Consider the following 23,796-nt stretch of genomic DNA (forward strand, 5'->3'; position numbering starts at 1 on the left):
TTTTAGATAAAGCGTTGATATAAAAAAGCGGTAAGGCCACCCACCTTACCGCTTTTTCGTATCATTCAAATAGCATTATAATGTTACTTTCTTTACCATTCCTGCTTCTGCATGCCCTGGAATATTACACGCAAACTCTACGTTATTATCACCATGGAAATGCCATGTAATCTGTTTTGCTTTCCCAGGCTGAACGGTTACGGTACTGCCACTGTCATGCGCATGACCCGATGTCATTTTTTTCATCATTTCGCGATGTTCTAACTGCTCAGTTTCGTTACCAATCGCAAACTCATGATCAATCTTACCTGTATTCATTATCACAAATTGAACGATATCGTTTGGTTCAATAGTCACTTCTTTTTTGGATGTAATTTTCATATCATCAGATAAGATAACGTGTACGACTTTGTTTGGTTTCATACCTGTTGCTGGCATACCTACTGCATTCATATCCTTCATAGACATGCCTTCCATCTTACTCATATCCATGTCTTTCATATTCATTTTTGAATGGTCCATTTCCATTGAACCATGATCCATTTTACTGTGGTCCATCTCAGCCATTGCTGAACTTGCTACTAATGATAATGCGATTGCTAATACTGTCTTTTTCATTTTATTTTCCTTTTTAGATATTTATTAATTGGCTTATTACTTAGAACAATAAGCCATTGATATTTTTAGGTTAAGTTAATTGGTGCTATAGCTAAACACTTTGACACTGACGCTGTTTCCAGAGTTTAAATACGGCAGGAATAACAACTAATGTCAGTAACAATGCTGATACCATTCCACCAATCATTGGCGCTGCAATTCGTTGCATTACTTCAGATCCCGTACCTGAGCCATACATAATTGGAATTAGGCCAATAATTACAGTAAGCACAGTCATCATGACAGGACGAACACGTAAACCCGCCCCCTCACCAATCGCTTGTGTTAAGTCTTGTTGAGTCGGCAAGTTATTTTTCTCAGAAGCATTATTCTGTTTTTCATTCCATGCTTGGTTTAAATACACCAACATAATCACGCCTATTTCAACCGCAACACCAGCTAAAGCAATAAAGCCAACACCTACAGCAATAGAGAAATTAAAGTTTAGAATATGCATAAGCCACAGGCCGCCAACCATAGCTAACGGTAATGTTCCCAGGATAATTAACACTTCAGAAATCCGCTTAAAACTAAGATAAAGAAGCAACATAATAATGCCAATCGTAATGGGAACTACCGTTGTTAAGCGCTCTTTAGCTCGTTCCATATATTCATATTGACCAGACCAACCTAATGAATAACCTGCAGGTAAATCTAATTGCTCATGAACGACTTGCTGAGCTTCGTGAACATAAGAGCCCAAATCTCGACCATCAATATCAACAAACACCCAACCATTAGGACGTGCATTTTCTGTTTTGATCATTGGTGGACCATCTTCATACCGAATATCAGCCACATCAGCAAACGCAATTCGAGCGCCATTAGCGGTAATAAGCGGTAAGTTTTGCAATTTAACGACAGAATCTCGATACGACTGTGGATAACGAACATTGATCGGATAACGCTCTAACCCTTCAATGGTTTCACCTACATTCATGCCACCAACAGCGGTTGAAATAACTTGCTGTATATCTTTAATATTCAATCCATATCGAGCTGCTTGGCGACGTTTAATATCTATTGTGACATAGCGACCACCAGCAACACGCTCTGCGTAAACAGAAGTCGTTCCTTGGATATTGTTTAAAATCGGTTCTAACTCAGCACCTATCTTTTCAATGCGTTAAGATCTGGTCCTACTATCTTTATTCCTATTGGTGTTTTAATCCCTGTCGCCAGCATATCGATACGCGTTTTGATTGGCATTACCCATGCGTTCGTAATTCCGGGAAATTGAATCAATTGGTCTAGCTCGTTCTTGATCGATTCAGTTGTGACACCGTCACGCCATTCATCTTTTGGTTTGAACTGAATAACCGTCTCTATCATGGTCAATGGTGCCGGATCAGTCGCGGTTTCCGCTCGACCAATTTTTCCCCACACCGTATCAACTTCAGGAACGGTTTTAATCAGTTTATTGGTTTGTTGTAGTAACTCTCTCGCCTTACCAATTGAGAACCCTGGATAGGTTGTTGGCATGTACATTAAATCGCCCTCATCCAATGGCGGAATAAACTCACTGCCCATTTTAGAGATCGGATAATACGCAGAGCCCATAAGAACGATAGCAACAAGTAAAACCGTTTTAGGAAAACGTAAACTCACATTAAGTAGCGGGCGATATAACCTGAAGTGCGAACCATATGCTCAGCTTCTGCTACTTCAATAACGGAGGCGCCTGCTTCTTGATTTCCGTCTTTAATCGCTTTATTAATTTGCTGTAGTGTTAGGTTATAAGCTCGTAACTTATCAGGATCAATTTCAACCTGATATTGCTTGACCATTCCGCCAACGGTCGCGACTTCCGATACGCCATCAACGGTTTGTAATTCATACTTTAAGAACCAATCCTGAAAACTACGTAATTCAGCGAGATCATGTTTTCCTGTTTTATCTTGTAAAACATAACTGTAAACCCAGCCCACACCTGTCGCATCTGGACCTAATATCGGTTTTGCTTCTGCTGGTAACTTAGGTGCGACTTGACTTAAGTACTCTAAAATACGCGAACGTGCCCAGTACATGTCGGTATCATCATTAAAAATAATATAAACATACGAGTCACCAAAGAAAGAATAGCCGCGAACGGTTTCAGCTCCCGCAACCGCAAGCATGGCTGTCGTTAACGGATAGGTAACCTGATCTTCCACCACTTGTGGTGCTTGTCCTGGGTAACTTGTTTTGATGATCACCTGTACATCAGAAAGATCAGGCAGAGCATCTATTGGCGTATTCTTTACACTGTAAATCCCTGCTACGACTAAGGCGAACGTTGCAACCAACACTAAAAATCGATTTTCTATTGACCAACGAATAATGGCAGGGATCATAATAATTCCCCTTCTTTCTCTATCTCAAGCAGTTGATATTCATCATTTATCTTTTGAACTAGAAACTGAACCGCTTCACCTTCACGAAAAGAAACTAAATCAATCTCTTTATCGACCGAAAAATTCATTTCACCCGCTTTCCAATCCCATTGTGATACGGGTTTATGAGCAAAGGTGAACATACCAAAATCAGCCATAAGCATGGTGATATTTCCAGAGATCCAAACACTGTTTTCTGGTCCATTAATTCGGCTTAACTCAGCCGTTTTACTTGATTCAGAATCTAATAAGAATTGATCTGATGTAACAACTTTATCGTTTTCTTTCAATCCCTTAACGATTTCAACTTTATTCGCAGCTTCACGGCCTGCAATGATGCGAACTGAACGATATTTACCTTCTCCTTCATCTAATACAACACGTTCCATACCATTTGAACGTATTACCGCTTGGCGAGGAATCGTCAATACTTCCTCTTTTGTTTTAGGATAAATTGTAATGTTTGCGAACATGTTGGGCTTTAATGCACCATCTTGGTTATCAAATTTTAAGCGCATACGCATGGTTCGTGTTTTTTGGTCTAAAATCGGATAAACGTAATCAACTTCGCCTTCCCATTTTTTTCCAGGGACAGCATCGAGTGTCATTACCGCTTTATTGCCTGACGATAACCAGTGTGCCTGACGCTCAAAAACTTCTGCATCTAGCAAACCTCTTCTAAAGGCCCCGCGCTTATCACAACCTGAGAAGGCGATAAATACCCTCCTTCACGAATATTCAGACTTGGAATAACACCACTAGATGTTGCTTTTATCTCTATGTTTTTATTTGCTTTACCTTGTCTAACAATATAATTAATCTTTTTAATATCAACACCAAAAGAATGCAATCACTCTCTTGCGCCTTAAACTAATCCTTTGCGGCCAGTGCGATACGCGTTTAATAATTCTTCTTGTGCTTTTACAAGCTCTGGAGAGTAAAGCGTAAATAATACATCGCCTTTATTTACTTTTTCACTAATCGCGTTGATATTCAGTTTCTCAACCCAACCCGCAGCCCGCACGTTGACTTGCCATAATTGACTTTCATCAAATGCGATATAACCGACGGTATCTATATTTGGTGACAAGATCGTTTTCTCGACAAACGCACTTTTTACGCCAAGATTATTAACCACGCTTGGATCAATTGTTACCGTTCCTGCTAGTGCTTTCTCTCCTTGTCCTTCATCGGCATAAACAGGCACTAAATCCATTCCCATTGGGGATTTACCTGGCTGATCTCGACGATAATTTGCATCCATAGGAGCAACCCATTATAAATGGCTCACTTTTCTCAGCACCGACTTCTGAACTGTTATTCATCGTCATCGCCGCCATATCATGCCCTGAGTACAAGCTCATACCCGAAACGCCAATAACGCCACCAATTACGATTGAAAGTAATGCTATTTTAACTGGTTTCATTTTCTCTTCCTTACTGCTCTGACGGCGAAAATTGTGGCGCAGAAACGTGATAATCAAAGCCATTTAAGATAAAAAGCTAAGTTGCTGTATTTTTTCTTTAAATCACTGAATAAACGTGGTTTTTCTAGTTCAATGCTCAGTTCATCACTTGCAGCTGAAATCACATCATTAAATTGTGCGGTATTATTTTCATAACCACGCTCAACGGCACGAGTTCTATCTTTTGCTTGGGGCAGTAAAGTATGGTTATAACGAGAAAGACGCTGCTCAAGATTGTATTTATCAACCAATAGCGAATTAACTTTTGCGTTCATTTGACGAAGTAATACGTCACGTTGTGATTTTGCAGCACCCACTTGATATTGCGCAGCTGCATAGTTTTGGTCTTGACGTTTGTCGGTAAATAGCGGGAGATCCATGGTTACATATGCACTCACCAAATCAGACGCAGGTTGTCCACCCATGCCATTCGCTTGACGATAGGCATACATTACTTCTACACCAAATTGAGGCGAATAAGATTCATCGGCAATATCCACTTTGGTTTTGGTTGCGGTTATCGCTAATTCACTCATTTTTATTGTTGGATTCGACTTCAATAAATCATAAAATTCAGTATCTTGACTTGCCTTTGAATTTAATAATTTATTCAATGTCGACCACTCTAGTGATTTTATACCTTGCGATTTTTTCTCGGCTAAATTAGGCAACCATTCTGTGAGTTGTGCATAGATACGGCCTTGCAACTGACGGTTCGTTTGCAACTTTTCATCCAGCCGACTCAATTGAAGCTGAGCTTGTAGCAAGTCCTGACTTTCACTTTTACCAATCGAATAATTGGTCTTAATGTAGGTTTCCATCTCTGACAGTAGTTGACGATTCTCATGTAAAATAGCTTCTGCTTTTTGTAAGAATCCCAACTCAATCCAAAGTTGGGTAATGGCATTTGCCACTTCTAACTCACGAACTTGAACCTGCATTGCTAATACATCGGCTTGTTGTCCAGTTTGCTTTTGTTGTAAGTCTAAGCTTGAGCCTCGCCCACACTTTTGCATTAATCCGACCGATATATTGGTCATAGGGTCTTCATCAAATTTAAAACTGTCCACCGGTAAACCACCAAAACCGACTTTTAGCGTAGGATCGGCAAGCGTTGAACTCGCAATACCTGTAGATCGAAGTGCTTGAGATTGTGCGTATATTTGCTCTCTACTTGCATCAGAAGAGAGTGCTTGTTCGATAAGTTGTGTTAGCTGACTTTCTGCCAACACTTGATCTGAAATCATTAACGAGATCGCAGAGGCTAACCACACTTTAGTAAAGTGTTTACGTGCTGTATTTTTCATGGAAACATTCCAATAACGGCATGATCGTAAAGACAGATCAGTGCCATGATTAAACCGGAAAATAAGAAAGCTTATTTAGCGTATTGATTTAATAGATATAATTGGAATTAAGCTATTGGAGGTCGATATAAGGAAGGAGATGATAATGAACGGGGTTGTTCATTGTAAAAACCATATTTGATAGCAAAAGCTAATGAGTTAATTTGAGTATTCAAGCCAATTGGTAAAGCATAAGCCGCTACTGTACATATTGTGTTACAACAGTTATCACCCTGTTCTGAACAATGGTCATTATTATTCATCGACATAGATGACATATCACATCCCAAATCACTACCTTGAGACTCTTTTGGTGAATGGCATTCAGGCATGCTGTCACTCATAGGCGACATTTGACTTTGAGGCATTGCCATATTCAAGGTCATTCCTTCCATTTTCATTGGGTAGCTGTAAGCAACACTAGATAGCACTAATGCCATCAGCGTAACGCTTGTCACAACCCATTTAGAAAAAGAAGAAAACACTATAAATATTCATATATTCATATATTCAGAATTGGTCAGATATTAAGGCTTCCACTAGGGGTAAGGTCAACGGTTTTATGTGAAAACCCTCTCATTTATGAAAACATCCAATGCAAAAATCTCAACGAATTAATCTAACTCATATATTTTGTTAAAAGTCCTTGATAGATTACGCAAAAAATTAAGGATGTTATTTTAATGGAAAACTCTCAAAAAATCGCAAGCTTAGAGCTCGGAAGGCTTATTGCTATGTTTGCGATTATTGCTTTGCACTCACAAGTATTTATGACGTACCTCCTGATGGAGGATATCCCTGTTTTTGGTTATGCTTTTAATCAATTCACTCGTTTTGCCGTTCCTTTCTTTTTCATTTTATCCGGTTATTTTATTCAACCTAAATTAACCGCGACTCCTTTAAAAACAATACAGTCTTACTCTGCTCCGTTATTTAAGATTTGGTTAGTATGGAGTGCTTTATGCCTAGCAATGCCTTTTAACTGGAAAAAGGTTGCTGAAAGCGGTTATCTAGCAGAACGTACTGGATATTGGAACTGGCTAACTCAGAACCCTCTTAATGCAATCATGGAAGGGGGAATGGTGCACTTATGGTTTATTCCAGCTCTTATTATCGCCGTTGCTATTATTGGTTTATTCGTTCATTTTAACAAAACAACATGGCTTATTCCTATTGCGGTTATCTTGTATTTATATGGACTTGCAGGCGGTAGCTACCAAACTCTCACCGACGTTTGGACTCCGTTTTTTACTCGAAATGGCCCTTTCTTTAGCACTTTAATGGTAGTCATTGGATTTGAATTAAGAAGAAGAGAGATTACGCTTTCATCAACTAACGCTTTGATCTTATTACTGGTTGGTTTTGCTATTCATTTTAGTGAGGCTTATTGGCTAACAAGTCTTGACGTTCCTTTTAACCTGCATGATTTCTTAATTGGAACCCCACTCATTGGCATCGGTCTGTTTTTTCTATTGTTATCAAACCCACAACTTGGTCAGCACCCTATCACCTTCACGTTAAGCAAGCATGTTCTTGGCATTTATGTATGCCACCTACTCTTTGTGGTTGTGTTCTTAAACATTACCGGAATGATGGGACTGACTTTAGCACTAAGAGATTTTGTGATTGTGTTTGGAACGGCTGGAGCATCTACTTTGTTTGTTTTAGCGATCAATAGAACACCACTGCGTCGATTGTTATTTAGATAATAAAAAAACAGATGCATCCAGCTCCTGCGATGCATCTGTTTTATCTCACGACTTATTGAATTAATTTCAATTAACTTAATACATCAAACGCTCTCTTCGCCTCATCACTCGCCATTACTCGACCATGACCTAAGCCCGTTGTTGGATATAAGGTTACCTGCCTAATATACTCAGAAGCTGATTTAGAGAGATCAAAACTACTAAAGCGATCTTCTTTATCATGAACAATGATGGTTAGCGCTTCTCTTTGCGTTAAGCGTTGATACGGGTTAAAACTATCAATAGAACGCTGGTATTGATCTTCTATATCACCAACAATCGCTTTAAATAATTTAATTGAGTACCCAGAGCGCTCAATGCTACGGAATAAATTCTCGGTATAGTTAAGTACTGGTGCAATTAACAGTAAAGGTGCATTATCCAACTTCACATGATGACATTCGAGTACCGCAGCCGTTCCCATGCTATGTGCGACTATCCCCACCACATCATCACAAGAATCCAATATCGCATTTAAACCTTCAATAAACGCAGGTAAATGGGCATGTTTTCCCTCACTTGCACCATGAGCTGGGTGATCAAAAGCAACGGCGGTAAACCCCTTCGATGCGATGTATTCCATTAATGGATAGAATTGACTCGAATTCCCCGACCAGCCATGGGCCAGTACCCAAGTAGGACCAGAGCCAAGTTGATAAAGACTAAGTTCACCTTCAGATGAGTTCAACTTACTCTTTATTAACCCTTCTGGCTCAGAGTTTTTTGATTTGGTTCTTACAGGAGTTAATAGTAATTTACGCCCCATCTTCTTCGCGTGACTGGGGATCAATAAGTGATGCAAACGCGTTACTGCATTTAAAGCACTTCGTTTAAAGCTAAACTTGTTCTCTGTACCAAAGTAAATTTCCTGACTCATGAGTACGTCCATTTATAATTTCTATATGTGCATCTTATCTAAAGTATCCTCTTTGTCGATAGAGCACTTTAAAATTTAACAATTAGATCACAAACTCTATTGTGTAATCTAAAAATACACCCGAAATATAACATGTATAAAAAATACATGTTATTGGGTTTTATTTCAGTTATACTTATTTTGTCATTAAAAGTTGAGAACAAATTATGATAAACATTACAGATAAAGCCGTTGAAGAGAAGATCCCACCGATCCTACGTCTAGGCTTTCGCCCTTTCTTTTTATTAGGCAGCATTTACGCCATTATCGCTGTTGTAATTTGGATTTGGGCGTTCCAAACTGGCCAGCCCTCTTATCTACAAGTTCCAGCGCTTTGGTGGCACGTACATGAAATGCTTTTTGGTTTTTCGATGGCTATTGTCGCTGGTTTTGTGTTAGTGCCGTTCAGAATTGGACTGGTGTTAAAGGAACTTCCGATAAACGACTCGGTTTGATTGTCTTATTATGGCTGTTACCAAGAGTGTTATTCTGGACTTCAGCACCACTTTGGTTAATTTCAAGTATCGAAGCATTGTTTATGCTTGCTATTGCGTATGAAGTTGGATTTCGTGTAATCAAAACTAAAGGCGTTCGTAACTTCTTCTTCATTCCGCTGTTTTTAGTCGCTATTGCCGCGAACTTCGCTAGTTACGCAACAATTAAAGGCATGCCACCATTTACTTCTGCTGCGGTTTGGGAATCCATGCTTTGGTGGTTTACGCTATTAATTTCAGTAATGGGGGCACGAGTAATCCCATTCTTTACTGCACGTCGCTTTCAGTTTGAAAAAGCACAGCCGATGATGTGGTTAGAAGCCTTATGTAATATTCCGCTGGCAATGCTATTTATTCTTAGCTTTTTCCCTATTACCTCTGCCGAAATTAGCCCGTACTTAATGGTGATAGCAGGATCAGCACAACTTATTCGTATGATTAGCTGGAAAGGGTATAAAACACTGAGTGAACCATTAGTATGGTCTCTTCATGCTGGTTATTTATGTATCCCTTTAAGCCTATTAATTCGTGGTTTTGCTAATAATAGTTTTATTTCGCACACAGCAATTCATCTCTTCGCTATTGGTGCATTAGGCGGGGTGATTTTAGCAATGATTGCTCGTGTCACTATGGGTCATACTGGTAGAGAAATCTATAAAGGACCTGTTATGTGGCCTGCTTTCTCGGCTATTATTCTTGCTGCTGTGATTCGCTCTGTCGGCGTGATCTTGTTCCCTGAATACATGATGAATATGATCAATATTGCTGCAGTATTATGGGCATTTGCATTTGGTCTATTTGTTTGGCATTTTGCCCCTATGCTATGCAAAAAACGTGTTGATGGTCACCCAGGTTAATTTACAGCACGAATAAACAAGATCCAACTCACATATTCTTAATATTACTGTCAACATTAACAATAGTTAATGTTGGCACAACCTTTCCTTAATCTTCCCCTCTGTATTCTTCTCTTAGTTTAAAAATAATTACGATTTTTACTTTGAGGAATATAATATGAATGTATTAGGTTACATGCAAAAAGTAGGTAAAGCGCTGATGGTTCCTGTCGCTACGCTTCCTGCTGCCGCGATATTAATGGGTGTTGGTTACTGGATGGATCCAACTGGTTGGGGTGCCAACAGTGTATTCGCTGCGTTTTTAATTAAATCAGGCGGAGCTATCATTGATGTGATGCCGATGCTATTTGCCATTGGTGTGGCGTTTGGTTTGAGTAAAGACAAAAACGGTTCGGCGGCACTAGCAGGTTTCATCTCTTTTACCGTTGTTACTACCCTTCTTTCTCCTGCGGTTGTGGCTCAACTTGAAAACATCCCTTTAGATCAAGTTCCTGCGGCGTTCGCTAAAATTAATAACCAGTTTATTGGTATTATTGTTGGTATTATTTCTGCTGAAATTTACAACAAATACTCTACGGTTGAGCTACCAAAAGCACTTGCTTTCTTTAGTGGCAAGCGTCTTGTTCCTATCTTGACATCAATTGCTGGTATGGCTCTATCATTCGTACTGCTTTACGTATGGCCTGCTATTTTTGATGCGCTAATCTCATTTGGTACTCAACTTCAATCAATGGGTGCTGTAGGTGCGGGTCTATTTGGTTTCTTTAACCGTTTAATGCTAAGTGTTGGTATGCACCATGCGCTTTACCCTGTGTTCTGGTTTGATGTTGTTGGTATTAACGATATTCCAAACTTCTTAGGTGGCGCACAGTCTATTGCTAACGGCACTGGTATTCCGGGTCAAACAGGCATGTACCAAGCTGGCTTCTTCCCTATCATGATGTTTGGTCTTCCTGGTGCTGCACTGGCTATGTACCACTGTGCAGAAAAACGCAATAAAGCCGCGGTATTCTCTATCATGCTTGCAGCTGCAATGGCGTCATTCTTTACTGGTATCACTGAACCGCTAGAATTCAGCTTCATGTTCCTTGCTCCGTGGTTATACCTGATCCATGCAATCTTAACGGGTCTATCTCTGTTCATCGCTGCAAGCATGGAATGGATGGCTGGTTTTGGTTTCTCTGCAGGTTTAGTCGATTTTGTACTTTCAAGCCAAAATCCATTAGCGGTTAAATGGTACATGTTGATCCCACAAGGTCTTGTATTCTTTGTTCTTTACTACACCATCTTTAGATTCGCGATTAAGAAGTTTAACTTCCTAACTCCAGGTCGTGGTGAAGACATGAATAAAGATGACTCTGTAGAAGAGAACATTACAGATGTAACCAATGCCTACATTGAAGCAATTGGTGGTGCAGACAATATTCTAGAAGTAGATAACTGTATTACTCGCCTACGTTTAACAGTAAAAGACTCTGGCCTTGCTGATAAAGATAAGCTGAAATCAATTGGTGCAGCAGGTGTTGTTCCAATGGGTAAAGGTGGCTTACAAGTAATCATTGGCCTAGGAAAAGTAGATAAAGTTGCTGCTGAAATGAAAGTGATTTTAAAAGCAGAATAGCAATCTAATTAAATACGAACCATATTTAGTTAAATTGGTATCAGCCCCATAATGTTCGTACCAGATGTTATGGAGTACAACTCAAGAGCCTTAATTCTTCCCCCTTTAAGGCTCTTTATGATGTATTCCTATTTTCGTTATTTTCAAAACTAGTTATCTAATCACTCTCTTTTTCTTGCTACAATGTATGAACTAAATATAGAGAATTCTTATGAAAATATTGGTTATAGAAGACGATCAAACCACCCGTGACTTTATTGCTAAAGCATTAGAACAAGAAGGCTTTATTGTCGATAGTTCTGGCGATGGTAAAGAAGGCTTAATGATGGCAATTAGCTGTGAATATCAGTTAATTGTGCTAGATCGCATGCTTCCTAACCTTGATGGCTTAAAGATTTTATCTGCAATTAGAGCGACGGATAACAATACACCTGTTCTTATTCTTAGCGCACTAGATAGTGTAGACCAACGTGTTGAAGGCTTAACCGCAGGCAGTGATGATTATCTAACAAAACCATTTGCTTTAGCAGAGCTACTAGCACGTATTAATATTATCTTGCGCCGTAACCGTCCAATAGAAAATACGCTAAATGAAATACAGATCAATAATCTAACCATTAATCTTCGCTCTCAAAAGGTCACAATAAACAACGTCCCTATCGCATTACAGAATAAAGAGTTTATTTTATTACGTTTTCTTGTAGAGCATGTCGATGAAGTCGTTTCTCGCATGCGATTGTTTGAAGCTGCTTGGGATTATCATTTTGATCCTAAAACCAACGTTATTGATGTTCATATCGCTAAATTGCGTAAAAAGCTAGAACACGGTGGCGCAGTAAACCTGATTGAAACGGTACGTGGGGCTGGCTATGTTATTAGACAAGCGTGATGAGCTCTACCGTTCATCGATTTTAAAACTCTTAATTTGGTTTGCTGTTGGCTTATTCTTAATGATGGCATTATTGCTGTATCAACTGTATTCAACCTCTTTGCATTTATATAGCCAAAACCTTGATGAATGGTTACGTGGTGAGACTTCACAACTTCAAGCCATCGCAAGTGCTGAAGGCATTGAAGCTGTTCAGCAAAGCATTAATAACAGCAAAGAAAGTAACCGTTATATTTACCATATTGCTAATCATGCTAGTCCTTCACCAACGGACACGTCGGCAACGTCCTACCCTGTTATTGCTCAAATAAAACAATATCAAGCCTATAATGATTTACCCAATATGAGGGCAACGACAGTTGAGCTTCCTGATGGTTCTGAATTAATTATTGGCATTGATCAAGAGCGTTACTTAAGCTTTAAAAAACAATTAGATTCATCTGTTATTTGGGGTACTTTTTTCCCCTTTATCGCTTTATGCTTAATCGCAATCCTAATTGCCGTATACATTCTTAAACGATTAAACCTTGTTAATCAAACCATGAACCGAGTGATGCTAGGTGAGCGCAACGTTCGTTTAAAAGTGGGGCCAGATATGAATGAATTTGATTTACTGGCTTTGCATTTGAATAATATGCTAGAGCAAATGGAGCAGAGTGAATCTAAACTTAAATCCTTAACCGTAGATATTGCTCACGATTTAAGAACCCCAATGGGACGCATTAAACTACGTATTGAAGATCTTTTGTATGATAATACTGTAAGCGATTATCATCAGGATAAATTAGAAAACATACAATCCGATTTCTCCCTTCTGCTTGATACCTTCAATGGCATGATGGAGTTATATCACTTAGAAAATGGCGGAACTCCCGTTAATAAACAACAGTGTGAGCTCAGTAAAATAGTGCAAGACGCCATTGAATTTGCAGAGCCTACCGCATTAGACAAACAACAAAAGTTATATTTAACTATAGAGATGCCCTGCCCCTTATACGCCAACCCAAGCCTGCTTTTTCGTGCCGTATTTAATATCATCGATAATGCGATTAAATACACTCATAATGGCGGGGTAATTGAGGTGATTGTCGATTGCTTTGGTGTCGTTGTTGCTGATAATGGTATGGGAATAAAACCAGAAGATAGAGAGCGAGCATTAGATCAATTAGTGCGTTTAGATCCTAGCCGAACAGAGCATGGTTTTGGTTTAGGCCTTGCTCTGGTTAAAACCGTTATGAAAATACACAATGGAAGAATAAGCCTAAGCGATAATTACCCAGGCCTGCGAGCACGTTTACTATTTGATGAAACCGTAAACAAGTAATTATATTAACGCAATACGTTCCAAGCTTCACACATCACTCTGAACTTATCCGCATCACCGCTTGCTCTGTCTGGGTGATGCTTCATCGCCAATTTTCGCCATTGCTTTCTAATGTCTTTAGCAGTAGCACTTTCTGACAAACCAAACAGCTTCAACGCTTGAATTCGATCCATTGATGCTACAGCTCTAGAGCCGCCTAAATATCGACGATAATTACTCCAGAACTCGTTTAATAGGCGTTTAACCTCATCTTCTTCAACTTGGTAATTTGTCCACTCTAAATAATATTCTCGAAGTGGATGTACTGTATCAATTGCCTGTATTGACCCTTCTGTTTCTGCCACCGAGAACAACTGTATGTTCATGGCTTCGACTTGCAACCATTGCTCTGGATACAACTCAGTTTGAAGTTGATACAGAGCATTCATGATCAAAAAATTACGTTTAAACAGATCTTTATCTGGGCTTTCATCAAGCTGTGTTAATAAACCTTTTTCGATCAAATGCGAAGATAGCGTATGAACTTTCCATTCTTGATCTGTTTCTTGTAATACCTCAAACAACGGCCATACCAATGGATTTTCAAACTGACCGTCTGATTTATCTAAATACCTGTCCATTACTTCTTATGCCTCATTTGTTCAATTAACATAATAATCATAAAAAATGGCAGCCATTTCTGACTGCCATTTATTTACAAACTTAACGCACTATTCCGCAATCTCTGCTTCTTCTAGCGTTTGTTGAGTACGACTTGCTGCCGACTCTTGCCCGAAGCCTTTAAGACCGACCACATGAACGTGCTCGCGATCTTTAAAGATCTTACGAACCAGTTTATAAGTTGTCCCCTTCTCTGGGCTGATGTTCTCTGGTGCTGCGATAAGAAGTTGCATGTCCAGACGGTCACACAATTCAAATAACGTCGCAATAGATTTCCCATCCAGACGTGCCGCTTCATCCAAGAATAATAGACGACAAGGCATAATGTCTTTACTACGAAGACGACGAGACTCTTCTTCCCAACTTTGGATAACCATTAATAAGATCGCTTGACCTGTACCAATCGCTTCACCAGTTGATAGTGCACCTGATTCTGCTTGTAACCAACCATCAGCACCACGGTTTACTTCAATGTTTAGCTCAAGGTAGTTACGGTAATCCAGTAACTCTTCACCTAGTGTTTGTGGTGAACGTTGGCCAACATCGATATGTGGGTTAATTCGTTGGAACAGTTTCGCAATTGCTTCTGAGAACGTAAAGCGAGGATTACCAAACAAGTCTTGATGCTGTGCTTGATGCTCAGACAGACCCGCTAGTAGCGTTGCGTGAGTTTCACGAATACCTACATTTAGACGAACACCCGTTACTTGACCAAAACCAATTTGTGATAAACCTTGGTTCAGCATACGAATACGGTTTTGCTCACGCTGAATGGTCTTACGAATAATGTTCGCAACACTTTCAGAGCTCAACGCTAAACGGTTTTCACGAGACGTCAGCTCTTCAGTCAGACGACCAAGCTCAGTTTCCATCTCTTCAATGGCTTCAACCGGATCATCAGTATGAATGATATCTTGGCGAATACGCTCACGAAGATGCTGATAAACCGCAATGTAGAATAGAACCTTACGCTCTGGTTTACTTGTATCTTCAGAAGCACGCAGCGAATCACGCAGGTCTTCGTTATCTGCAACAGCAAGACGAAGCGCACCTAATGATTTATCCGACATTGAACGCAGTTCTTCTGCACTTAAGTACGCAAGCTCACGTTTATGTAGACGACGTTCTACATCATTCTCACGAGCTAAGCGTAGAACTGAACACCAGCCCGCTTTTGCGTTAACCACAAACGTGCGTAGCTCTTTGTACAGTTTTTCAACTTTACGAGATTGCTTAACTAAACCTTTGATCTCAAGCTCGTTTGATGTGATACCTTTTTCTAGCTCACTCTTACGGCCACGAGAACTGTGTAGACGCTCGTTCAATTCACCCTTACGAACTTCAGCACGCTCTAATGCGCTATGATCAGCATGAACACCAAACTCTTGCAGTTCACGTTTAAACTCTTGAACCGTTTCTTGTTTTGCTTGATGCGAGCTCTTAAGCGATGCCATTACTTGATTATATTGGTTTGCTTGAGATTGAGCTTGTTTCTGCTGCTCTTTTGCCTTAGTACGCGCTTGTTCTGCTTGTACTAATTTCGCTTTAAGTTGTTCGTTTAGTTCACTGCTCTTATTAAGTAGTGCAACGGCATCTTCATAACCAAAGTGATGACGACGCTCTACTAAATCAGAAATTGCAAACAATTGGGCTTTAATGCTTTGTAGCTGCGCATCGATTTGCTCATGCTCTGCTTTTAGTGCATCAAATTGCTCAGGATCCACTTCTAGCGCACGTTGCAGTGTTTCTAACTCTGCAATCGCTTTGCCATTTTGACGTAGGAAACTTTCTGCTTCTGATACTTGTTCAACTTGAACACTGATCTCTTCAAAACGCTCTGTGATGGTTTCATCTTCAAGCACATTGATATGAGGTGCGATCTTAGCAAGTTGAGATAACGCTTCTTTAGACGCTGAAATTTGTGATTTATGTTGCTGCTCTGTCGCAACCAATTCTGTTAACTGACGGCTAACTTGTGCTAGTTGTTCACGAGCATGTTTCAATTCAACTTCTGGATCCGCATCAAATGCCACAGCAAGGTGTGTTGATACAAAGCCATTGAAGCTTTGGTATAGGCGCTGTAATTTTTGTGAATCAAACGCCGCTTTTGCGTGTTCTTCAACGGCAATCTCACGTTCTTCACGTAACGTATCTAAACGCTGTTCACGAGCTGCACGACCAAATAATGGTAGTTCAGGGAAACGAGAGTAACGCATTTGGCGATCATTTAGATGAACACAAACCGCATTCTCCATTTCATCTGCATCAAATACACTGTCATCAAACGCATCGATATCACCTTCAATGATGTAAAGATCATCCGGACAATCTTCAAGATCAACCAGTTTATCTTTAATGCCTGATAAATCAGAAACAACGATCGCGTGACGAGCTGGACCGTATAATGAGCTGAAGTACGGCGCATCACTTAATGTAATGTCATCGTAAATCTCAGAAAGCAGTACACCACCTAGTGTATCCGCAAGACCTTTAAGGCGTGCATCACCACTACCACCAGGGGCTGCTAGACGCTCAATTTCAGATTCTAACTCTTCTTTACGAGCAGCTAGACGATCTTTGTTTGTCGACAATACACGCTCATTTTCTAGCGTTTCTTGCATTTGGCTGATAACCATTTGGCTATCTTCCAGTTCAACACCACATTGATCATTCAGCTTGTGTAATGCGTCATTTGCTGCAATCCATTTAGGCGCAATAGACTCTAAACGATGAGATTCTGAACGATATTGTTGTTCTTGGCGTTTTAGCTCTGAACGTTTATCAACAATGTTTTCTTGCTGCTCTTGAACGGTTTCAAGCATCTCTTCATGACGTGCTTGCTCCTCTTCAAGAACCATTTCAGAATCAATCGTGATATTGAAACGTTTTGCGTATTCTGTTGCTAATTCTTGAGCTTGACGTTGTAGTCGAACAGCACGTTCAAGATCTTTATATTGTGCTTTCAGCTGCTCTGCACGCTCTGCAATATTGTTGAACTGGCGAGCTTGTTCAATTAAAGCTTTTGCCTTATCTGATGCTTCATTACGCTCAACATGACCTGCAATTGAGGTAACTAATGCCAAGCCACGTTCAAATTGTTGAACCGCTGCAGAAGAAAGATCCAGCTTATGCTTAATCGCAAGTAATGCTGTGGTTTGAAGTTCTTCTTTTGCTTTTAATTCAGATTGAAGATCGATTGCATTGTTCTGCGTTAGTTCATCATTAGCTGTTAGCTGTTGTGCTTTTTCAAGCGCTTTAACCGCTTGTTGATATTGAAGCGCACGAGTTTGCTGCATATCCAACGCTTGTTGGTAATCAGCAAGTTGTGTTTTAAGGCTATCAACTTCTTCTTCAGTTAATTGTGCTTGCTCTTCTGACATCGCAAGTTGTTCAGCGGCTTCTTCCACCACCATCACTTGCTCTTCTAGACGCTCTGTTAGCTCTTCTAGATCTTCAGAGTAGCGTTCAATCTTCTCTTGTTGACGAACGGCTGTTTGCACTAATTGAAGATGATCTGACGCGGCTTGGTAATCTTGCTCAAGACCTGACTCTAATTCAGTAAGCTGCTCTAATTCACTCTGCATATTGTTTAATACAGACGATAGATCCACTAAGCTTCGTTGTGCATTCATTAACTCAACACGGTGCGTTAATGTTTGTTCTACTTTATTACGGCGATCATTCGCATGACGCATGTAATCTGAAGCAACATAGTTAGTTGATTCTGTGATGAGATGCTTGAATAGATCACGATCAGACTGAGTCGTCTTAATCGCTTCTAATGTCATACGGTTTTCACGCAGTGCCGCTTCCATATCTTGGAAGGCTTTCTTAACACCACCATTTTGTGGCAATAAGTAATCACGTAAAGAACGCGTGATCGCACTTGAAATACCACCGTATAAAGAAGCTTCGATTAAACGATAGAACTTAGAACGATCGCTTGTGTTACGAAGTTTCTTCGGTAATACACCGTAATCAAACATTTGAGCGTGATAGTCGGTTACTGAATTGAACGCTTTAAATTGAACGCCTTCGTACTGTGAAACAATGTCTTTTACGTCATTGATTTGACGAACACGAGCTTGATTTTCAGAAACAGATTCAATCATTAAATCCGTTGGTTTTACATGGCTTGGTAAACCAACAACAATGAATGGCTTGATGTCTACTTTCTTATCACGACCTGCTACTTGCTGTAATTTAACCGCAAAAAGTACACGTTGCTTACGAGAGTTAACAATGTCTAGCGCAGCATAACATGCACCCGGTTTTAATTTACCGTGCAGGCCTTTATCACGAGACGCTTGTGAGCTACCTGCTTCAGTTGTGTTACGAAAATGCAGTAGTGATTGATCGGGAATAAGCGTTGTAATGAACGCCGCCATTGTGGTCGACTTACCCGCACCGTTACCACCAGAAAGTGTGGTTACTAGATTATCAATGTCAAAAGTACGGGCAAAAAAGCCGTTCCAGTTAACCATGGTGAGTGATTGATATTTACCACGTTCAACCATACTCATAGATCACCTTCCAATTCTAATTCATGTTGCTCTTCAGCCGGTTTTTCGTTGTTATCTATATCAAGATCCAAACTAGATTGGCTTGCTTCTTCTTGATGAACAACTACCGCTTCACCATCACGGATTAAACGTAATTGTGCTTCTTTCATGTCATCGCTTGTACGTACATCGGCACCAAAACGGAAAACCGCTTCACTTATACGAAATTTACCTTGCTCACCCACTTGAATGATCATACCTAGACGCTTTAAACGGCGCAGTGAAGTACGAACTTTATCAAACAGCTTTTCTTTATCTAAATCAGAACCAGAAGCACGGTTTGTTACTAGCTTCATCAACTTTTGTTCGTCAGCTAATACGAGTAGTTCATCGAACAATTCTTGGTTGGTAAAGATACCTTCGTGAGCCAAACGCTCAGGGCTTAAGTATAAAAAACACAATACTTTACCAACAAGCATGTCGATTTCAGCCAATATGCTACGCGCAATGAAAGACGTTGAACGTGGACGTAAATAGAAAAAACCTTCAGGTGCCTTTACTAGTTCAGCGTTATAACGTTGATAAAACAGGCCTAATTCATGTTCAAATTCACACAGTAGTCCATGATTATCTAAATCTTCACTGGCTATATGACGACCAGAACGTAATAAACTGTCCAGCTCTGGGAATAATGGATTAGCAATTGCTTTTGCTAACTTCTCAGGCATAAATTCTTCAATATTTGTCAATGACATTTGCTTGTACCTTCGCACCGAATTCGTTAATAGATTGCCAATCAGGTTGAACGGCTTGGAAATCGGCTTCTGAATAACCGAGGCGCACCGCTTGATCTACCACTAGACGGGCAAGATCAAAGTGCTGAGAATGTGGGTATGTCGCTAGGTAATTCTTAAGAATAGTACCTAACTCAATCGCTTCGCCCGTATCTTTATGATGTTGAAGCATCTCTGCTACACGCTCTGCAAGAATATCGGTGATAACACTTAATTCTTCGTATTCCATTTCATCTGGAACAATACCGGTTACTTCATCATCACGCAGCATCAGTGCCTCATCACGCATATCACGTAAACGAGCAGCATCTGCATAAGTCAGTAACCAAGGTGCATCAAAGTAACCTTTAACTGAATCACGTAAACGCTGGCTAAATGCTCGGTTCTTATCCATATCAATAGCGGTACGGATGAACTTATGAACATGTCGGTCATAACCAATCCAAAGATCAATCGCTTGTTGACCCCAACTTACGATACGGTCTAACTTCATTTGTAATGAATACAGTAGAGCATCAATAAACTCGAGCTCTTCATCACGATAAACAATTTCTTGAATATTCAGCAGTTCTGTTTGCAGCTGATCACCCGCAGCCTGCAATGAATCTTGCAGTTCACGTAAGTTACCTGATGTTTCATCAAGCAGTTTTTCACAGCTAGAAATCGCTTCACGCCAATTTTGGTTTAAAAGTTCTGCAATTTCTTCTTTTACTGATTGCTGTTGTTCATCCATAACACGTTGGTTTAAATCGATACGATCAAAGATCTCACCTACTGAGTATTTCAGAACACCATAAACGTTTTTACGCCAGTGTTTTGCTTCACCGCCCTTTTCCGCCGCTTTTGATGCTTTTTGGATCTCTTCTGCTACCATCGCCAATTGAATAGAAAGCTTCAATTTAGAGAATTGACGGTGACGCACATAATAATCAGTGATCCCGATAGCTAATGGCGTAAGACGATAGATATTCATTCCATCGGTACTTTCACCACTAAAACGGCTAATTAAACGTTGTTTTACTAATTCATTGATTGCATTGTTCGCACGAAAAGCAATGGTGTCATTGGATTGACCAAATAAACCACTGATGATACCAAACGCATCGTGAAGCTCTCCTTCACCCAGCTCATCATCAAATCTTTCATTACTGAGAACAGCAATGGCCAACAAAAATGCCAAACGCTCGGTTGGCAAATTCAATGAGAAATCGTGCTGCTTTACCCAACCAACCAGCTCATCAACTGTTTGGTCTGTAACAGCATTAGAAAACTCACTCATTGTGTATCCTTTATGTACATCATTATTATTTTCTCTTCGCCCATACGTGAATATAACGGCCAAGAGAGAGATAAGGTTCTTGACGGCATAACTGCTCTTCGAGCTTTAGAACGTCTTCTATTTGGTAATCGCCCATGTATTCCATATTACCTATGTAATCATGAAATGAACGAATACCCGATTTTCCTTTAATTTCATAACCAGCATCTTCAATCCACTGATACACGTCATTAGGCATTAGACCTTTTTGAGGCTGTAACTTAAACCTTTTTCGATGAGGCATACCATCTAAAACATGTGGAATATTACCACAAATCACATTTTTGAGCACAAGACCATGATGATTATAAAACATGATGGAGGCATACCCACCCGGTTTTACTTGTTTTAAAAGAATATCTAATGCTTCTTTTGGGTTATCTAACCATTCCATAACCGCATGAAATAGAAGAATATCAACCTCCCCGATATTATACTGTTCAATTTGTTGTACAGCAGTATGAATAAATTGATATTGCGGCAATAAACCATTGTCTTCGACTGCTTCTTTCGCTAATTTCAACATTTCTGAAGAAATATCACATAACGTGACAGAATGACCACGTTTTGCTATTTGCTGAGAAACCTGCCCTATCCCCCCCCCAGCATCTAAAACGGTAAGTGGCTCAGATTTTGCATTATTTTCAGCTAAGATAGTTTCCATATCTTGCCACACAATTGTTTGGCGGATCCCACCCTTATCAGAACCATAGATGTTCTTGGCAAATTTGTGGGCGATGTCATCGAAATTACGGTCTTTATTCACAGTGGTTAAGTTATGATATTATCTATTTGAAACACGCATTGTCGCATAAGAGCTCAAGGAAGTAACAGCATGACGCTGTTTTTTGCTCTCAAGTGGTGATTTTTCATTCTATATCATCGGTAATAGTTAAAAAATATGTTTGAGTTAAAGAAGTTTTTGTCATCCATGTTGATGCCCCTTCCAGGTTTACTCCTGATAGGGTTCATTGGATTAATGATTTTATGGTTTTCTAAAAAGAAAGGATTTGCCTCTTTTTTATTAACTTTATCTCTTTTGGGTATTTTCCTGCTCTCTTTTCAACCAATCACAACACCATTATTAAAATCGACTGAACGAATCTACCCTTCGTTTATTGCACCAGAGACACCAGTTGAGTACGTACTTGTTCTTGGAAATGGTCATGTTGTTGACGATGAAATATCACCTATTTCAGAGCTATCTAGAGCCGCTGTCATGAGATTGACAGAAGGGATCCGTATTTATCGTATGTATCCTGGTTCCAAAATGATTCTATCTGGCTATAACGGTGGAACAACGGTTAGTCATGCTCGCATGATGGCACGCGTTGCACTGTCATTAGGGGTTAATAAATCGGATATTCTATTATTAGAAAGTGCTCGTGATACCCATGAAGAAGCAATGCAGACATTTAATGCAGTAGGTGATAAAACGGTAGTTCTTGTCACTTCAGCAAGTCATATGCCACGAGCTATGGCAGAGTTTAACTATCTAGGAATGACTCCGACACCTGCCCCGACCAATTATTTAGCGCATTCTGAAATAAAGCAGACATGGGAAAAATATGCACCTAAAGCGAAATACTTAGAACAGTCTGAACGTTTTTGGTATGAGCAAATGGGCCGCTGGTTTATGCAGCTTAAAGATCTTGTTATGGAAAAAGAAAAACAAGCACAAGAAACACCACAGCTTGATATGGAAGATGTGATAGATAAAGTAGATGAAATAAAGCAATCATTACCTTTACCGAATAAAAGCTAATAACATTTGGTCACTTAAAAAAAGCCCGAAGCTATTAAAATAGATTCGGGCTTTTTAGTATACAAAGAAGTGTTTATACCAATCGTAGTAAATAACCGATCATCCTAGCTTATTAAAAAACCAGATAACTGTGATTGGTATTATTTAAGAATAGCGCGCACTTTCTCTAAATCTTCTGGTGTATCTACACCTGCTGCTGGTGCTTCTTTTGCAACTGCAACATGGATTTTTTCACCATACCAAAGAACACGAAGTTGTTCTAAACACTCAATTTTCTCAAGAACACTTGGCTGCCAATTAATATAAGTATTAATAAAACCAGCACGATACGCATAAATACCGATATGACGAAGCAAAGGATTTGCTGTTAATGTTTCACCTTGAGCAAAAGCATCACGATCCCATGGGATCGACGCTCGGCTGAAATACAACGCATAACCTTCAGCATCGGTAACGACTTTAACTGCGTTAGGATTAAACACTTCGTCTTCTTCATCAATGGTCACTGCAAGTGTTGCCATTGGTGCAACTGAGTCTGACAAGTTTTGAGCCACTTGTTGAATGATACTTGGTGGAATTAGTGGTTCATCGCCTTGTACATTTACAACGATCTCATCCGCTGAAATACCGCACTGTTCAATCACTTCAGCAAGACGTTCAGTGCCTGATTCGTGATTTGGTGATGTCATGCATACATCACCACCAAAACCTTTAACTACCGCTTCAATACGGCTGTCATCGGTTGCGATGATCACACGATCTGCACCTGCTTTTGACGCTTGTTCGTAAACCCATTGGATCATTGGTTTACCACAAATATCCGCTAATGGCTTACCTGGTAACCGAGTTGATTGGTAACGCGCAGGGATTATGACTGTGAACGACATAACTCTACCTCTTCCATTGTCATGCGACGCGCTTCAGGTTCAAGCATTACAGGAATGCCTTCTTTAATTGGGTATGCAAGACGATCAATTTTACAAATAAGCTCTTGCTTATCTTTATCGTAGTTCAGTTTTCCTTTACATACCGGGCAAGCTACGATTTCAAGAAGACGATAATCCATA

Annotated in this window: 15 protein-coding genes and 4 pseudogenes; 6 read left to right on the forward strand and 13 right to left on the reverse strand. The window is 39.9% G+C overall.

Annotation, left to right across the window (positions count from 1 at the left end; genetic code table 11):
- Positions 1-75: 75 nt before the first annotated feature.
- The 5 genes and pseudogenes from copI to F8B77_RS10100 all read right to left on the reverse strand — a co-directional run bounded on the left by copI (position 76) and on the right by F8B77_RS10100 (position 6,326).
- The gene (copI, locus tag F8B77_RS10080; protein ID WP_151655243.1) at positions 76-618 is read right to left on the reverse strand and encodes a copper-resistant cuproprotein CopI; all 543 of its coding nucleotides are present in this window, start codon (positions 616-618) and stop codon (positions 76-78) included.
- A 91-nt stretch (positions 619-709) separates the two neighbouring features.
- Positions 710-2,990: pseudogene (locus tag F8B77_RS10085) on the reverse strand (efflux RND transporter permease subunit).
- Positions 2,987-4,456 (reverse strand): annotated as a pseudogene (locus tag F8B77_RS10090) (efflux RND transporter periplasmic adaptor subunit). Before F8B77_RS10090 ends, F8B77_RS10085 begins: the two co-directional pseudogenes overlap by 4 nt.
- A 10-nt stretch (positions 4,457-4,466) precedes the next feature.
- Positions 4,467-5,802, reverse strand: a pseudogene (locus F8B77_RS10095) (TolC family protein).
- A 107-nt stretch (positions 5,803-5,909) separates the two neighbouring features.
- The gene (locus tag F8B77_RS10100; RefSeq protein WP_151655244.1) at positions 5,910-6,326 is read right to left on the reverse strand and encodes a hypothetical protein; all 417 of its coding nucleotides are present in this window, start codon (positions 6,324-6,326) and stop codon (positions 5,910-5,912) included.
- A gap of 198 nt (positions 6,327-6,524) precedes the next feature.
- On the opposite strand from F8B77_RS10100, the gene F8B77_RS10105 reads away from it, so the two are divergent.
- Positions 6,525-7,550, forward strand: a complete 1,026-nt coding sequence (locus F8B77_RS10105) for an acyltransferase (RefSeq protein WP_151655245.1) — start codon at positions 6,525-6,527, stop codon at positions 7,548-7,550.
- Between the two features lie 70 nt (positions 7,551-7,620).
- On the opposite strand, the gene F8B77_RS10110 is transcribed toward F8B77_RS10105, so the two are convergent.
- Positions 7,621-8,466, reverse strand: coding sequence for an alpha/beta fold hydrolase (locus tag F8B77_RS10110; protein WP_151655246.1), 846 nt, complete (start codon positions 8,464-8,466; stop codon positions 7,621-7,623).
- A gap of 206 nt (positions 8,467-8,672) precedes the next feature.
- Here F8B77_RS10110 and F8B77_RS10115 point away from each other — a divergent pair.
- The 4 genes and pseudogenes from F8B77_RS10115 (at position 8,673) to F8B77_RS10130 (ending at position 13,690) form a co-directional block, all read left to right on the forward strand.
- Positions 8,673-9,856, forward strand: a pseudogene (locus F8B77_RS10115) (NnrS family protein).
- A 157-nt stretch (positions 9,857-10,013) separates the two neighbouring features.
- Complete coding sequence (nagE, locus tag F8B77_RS10120; RefSeq protein ID WP_045104014.1) at positions 10,014-11,477, forward strand: N-acetylglucosamine-specific PTS transporter subunit IIBC; 1,464 nt, start codon at positions 10,014-10,016, stop codon at positions 11,475-11,477.
- 211 nt (positions 11,478-11,688) lie between these two features.
- Entirely contained in the window at positions 11,689-12,366 is a 678-nt protein-coding gene (locus F8B77_RS10125) for a response regulator transcription factor (protein WP_045104015.1), read from the forward strand.
- Positions 12,347-13,690: a sensor histidine kinase gene (locus F8B77_RS10130; protein WP_151655247.1), complete on the forward strand. Its 1,344-nt coding sequence runs from the start codon at positions 12,347-12,349 to the stop codon at positions 13,688-13,690. The genes F8B77_RS10125 and F8B77_RS10130 overlap by 20 nt, the downstream gene beginning before the upstream one ends.
- Positions 13,691-13,695: 5 nt before the next feature.
- Here the strand turns inward: F8B77_RS10130 and F8B77_RS10135 are convergent, their stop codons facing one another.
- The 5 genes from F8B77_RS10135 to cmoM all read right to left on the reverse strand — a co-directional run bounded on the left by F8B77_RS10135 (position 13,696) and on the right by cmoM (position 21,730).
- Positions 13,696-14,310, reverse strand: coding sequence for a DNA-J related domain-containing protein (locus F8B77_RS10135; RefSeq protein ID WP_151655248.1), 615 nt, complete (start codon positions 14,308-14,310; stop codon positions 13,696-13,698).
- Positions 14,311-14,400: 90 nt separating this feature from the next.
- On the reverse strand, positions 14,401-18,867 hold the full coding sequence (gene mukB / locus F8B77_RS10140) for a chromosome partition protein MukB (RefSeq protein ID WP_151655263.1): 4,467 nt from the start codon (positions 18,865-18,867) through the stop codon (positions 14,401-14,403).
- A gap of 2 nt (positions 18,868-18,869) precedes the next feature.
- Complete coding sequence (gene mukE / locus F8B77_RS10145) at positions 18,870-19,607, reverse strand: chromosome partition protein MukE (RefSeq protein WP_151655249.1); 738 nt, start codon at positions 19,605-19,607, stop codon at positions 18,870-18,872.
- Positions 19,588-20,925: a chromosome partition protein MukF gene (gene mukF, locus F8B77_RS10150; protein WP_151655250.1), complete on the reverse strand. Its 1,338-nt coding sequence runs from the start codon at positions 20,923-20,925 to the stop codon at positions 19,588-19,590. The genes mukE and mukF overlap by 20 nt, the downstream gene beginning before the upstream one ends.
- Positions 20,926-20,950: 25 nt before the next feature.
- On the reverse strand, positions 20,951-21,730 hold the full coding sequence (gene cmoM / locus F8B77_RS10155; RefSeq protein ID WP_130046389.1) for a tRNA uridine 5-oxyacetic acid(34) methyltransferase CmoM: 780 nt from the start codon (positions 21,728-21,730) through the stop codon (positions 20,951-20,953).
- Between the two features lie 135 nt (positions 21,731-21,865).
- Here cmoM and elyC point away from each other — a divergent pair, with 135 nt between their 5' ends.
- Entirely contained in the window at positions 21,866-22,729 is an 864-nt protein-coding gene (gene elyC, locus F8B77_RS10160) for an envelope biogenesis factor ElyC (RefSeq protein WP_151655251.1), read from the forward strand.
- Positions 22,730-22,869: 140 nt separating this feature from the next.
- On the opposite strand, the gene kdsB is transcribed toward elyC, so the two are convergent.
- Entirely contained in the window at positions 22,870-23,616 is a 747-nt protein-coding gene (gene kdsB / locus F8B77_RS10165) for a 3-deoxy-manno-octulosonate cytidylyltransferase (protein ID WP_151655252.1), read from the reverse strand.
- A complete protein-coding gene (locus F8B77_RS10170; protein ID WP_130046392.1) occupies positions 23,598-23,795 on the reverse strand; it encodes a Trm112 family protein in 198 nt (65 codons plus the stop codon). Before F8B77_RS10170 ends, kdsB begins: the two co-directional genes overlap by 19 nt.
- Between the last annotated feature and the right edge of the window lies 1 nt (position 23,796).

It is taken from the genome of Aliivibrio finisterrensis (assembly GCF_008933155.1).
Taxonomy (GTDB): Bacteria; Pseudomonadota; Gammaproteobacteria; order Enterobacterales; family Vibrionaceae; genus Aliivibrio; species Aliivibrio finisterrensis.

What these genes read in the sequence shown, in the direction of transcription:
- F8B77_RS10170 (WP_130046392.1), bottom strand. Translation starts at nt 23,795, where the DNA reads ATGGATTATCGTCTTCTTGAAATCGTAGCTTGCCCGGTATGTAAAGGA.
- F8B77_RS10125 (WP_045104015.1), top strand. Translation starts at nt 11,689, where the DNA reads ATGAAAATATTGGTTATAGAAGACGATCAAACCACCCGTGACTTTATT.
- elyC (WP_151655251.1), top strand. Translation starts at nt 21,866, where the DNA reads ATGTTTGAGTTAAAGAAGTTTTTGTCATCCATGTTGATGCCCCTTCCA.
- kdsB (WP_151655252.1), bottom strand. Translation starts at nt 23,616, where the DNA reads ATGTCGTTCACAGTCATAATCCCTGCGCGTTACCAATCAACTCGGTTA.
- F8B77_RS10135 (WP_151655248.1), bottom strand. Translation starts at nt 14,310, where the DNA reads ATGGACAGGTATTTAGATAAATCAGACGGTCAGTTTGAAAATCCATTG.
- mukE (WP_151655249.1), bottom strand. Translation starts at nt 19,607, where the DNA reads ATGTCATTGACAAATATTGAAGAATTTATGCCTGAGAAGTTAGCAAAA.
- F8B77_RS10130 (WP_151655247.1), top strand. Translation starts at nt 12,347, where the DNA reads ATGTTATTAGACAAGCGTGATGAGCTCTACCGTTCATCGATTTTAAAA.
- nagE (WP_045104014.1), top strand. Translation starts at nt 10,014, where the DNA reads ATGAATGTATTAGGTTACATGCAAAAAGTAGGTAAAGCGCTGATGGTT.
- F8B77_RS10105 (WP_151655245.1), top strand. Translation starts at nt 6,525, where the DNA reads ATGGAAAACTCTCAAAAAATCGCAAGCTTAGAGCTCGGAAGGCTTATT.
- mukF (WP_151655250.1), bottom strand. Translation starts at nt 20,925, where the DNA reads ATGAGTGAGTTTTCTAATGCTGTTACAGACCAAACAGTTGATGAGCTG.
- mukB (WP_151655263.1), bottom strand. Translation starts at nt 18,867, where the DNA reads ATGGTTGAACGTGGTAAATATCAATCACTCACCATGGTTAACTGGAAC.
- copI (WP_151655243.1), bottom strand. Translation starts at nt 618, where the DNA reads ATGAAAAAGACAGTATTAGCAATCGCATTATCATTAGTAGCAAGTTCA.
- F8B77_RS10110 (WP_151655246.1), bottom strand. Translation starts at nt 8,466, where the DNA reads ATGAGTCAGGAAATTTACTTTGGTACAGAGAACAAGTTTAGCTTTAAA.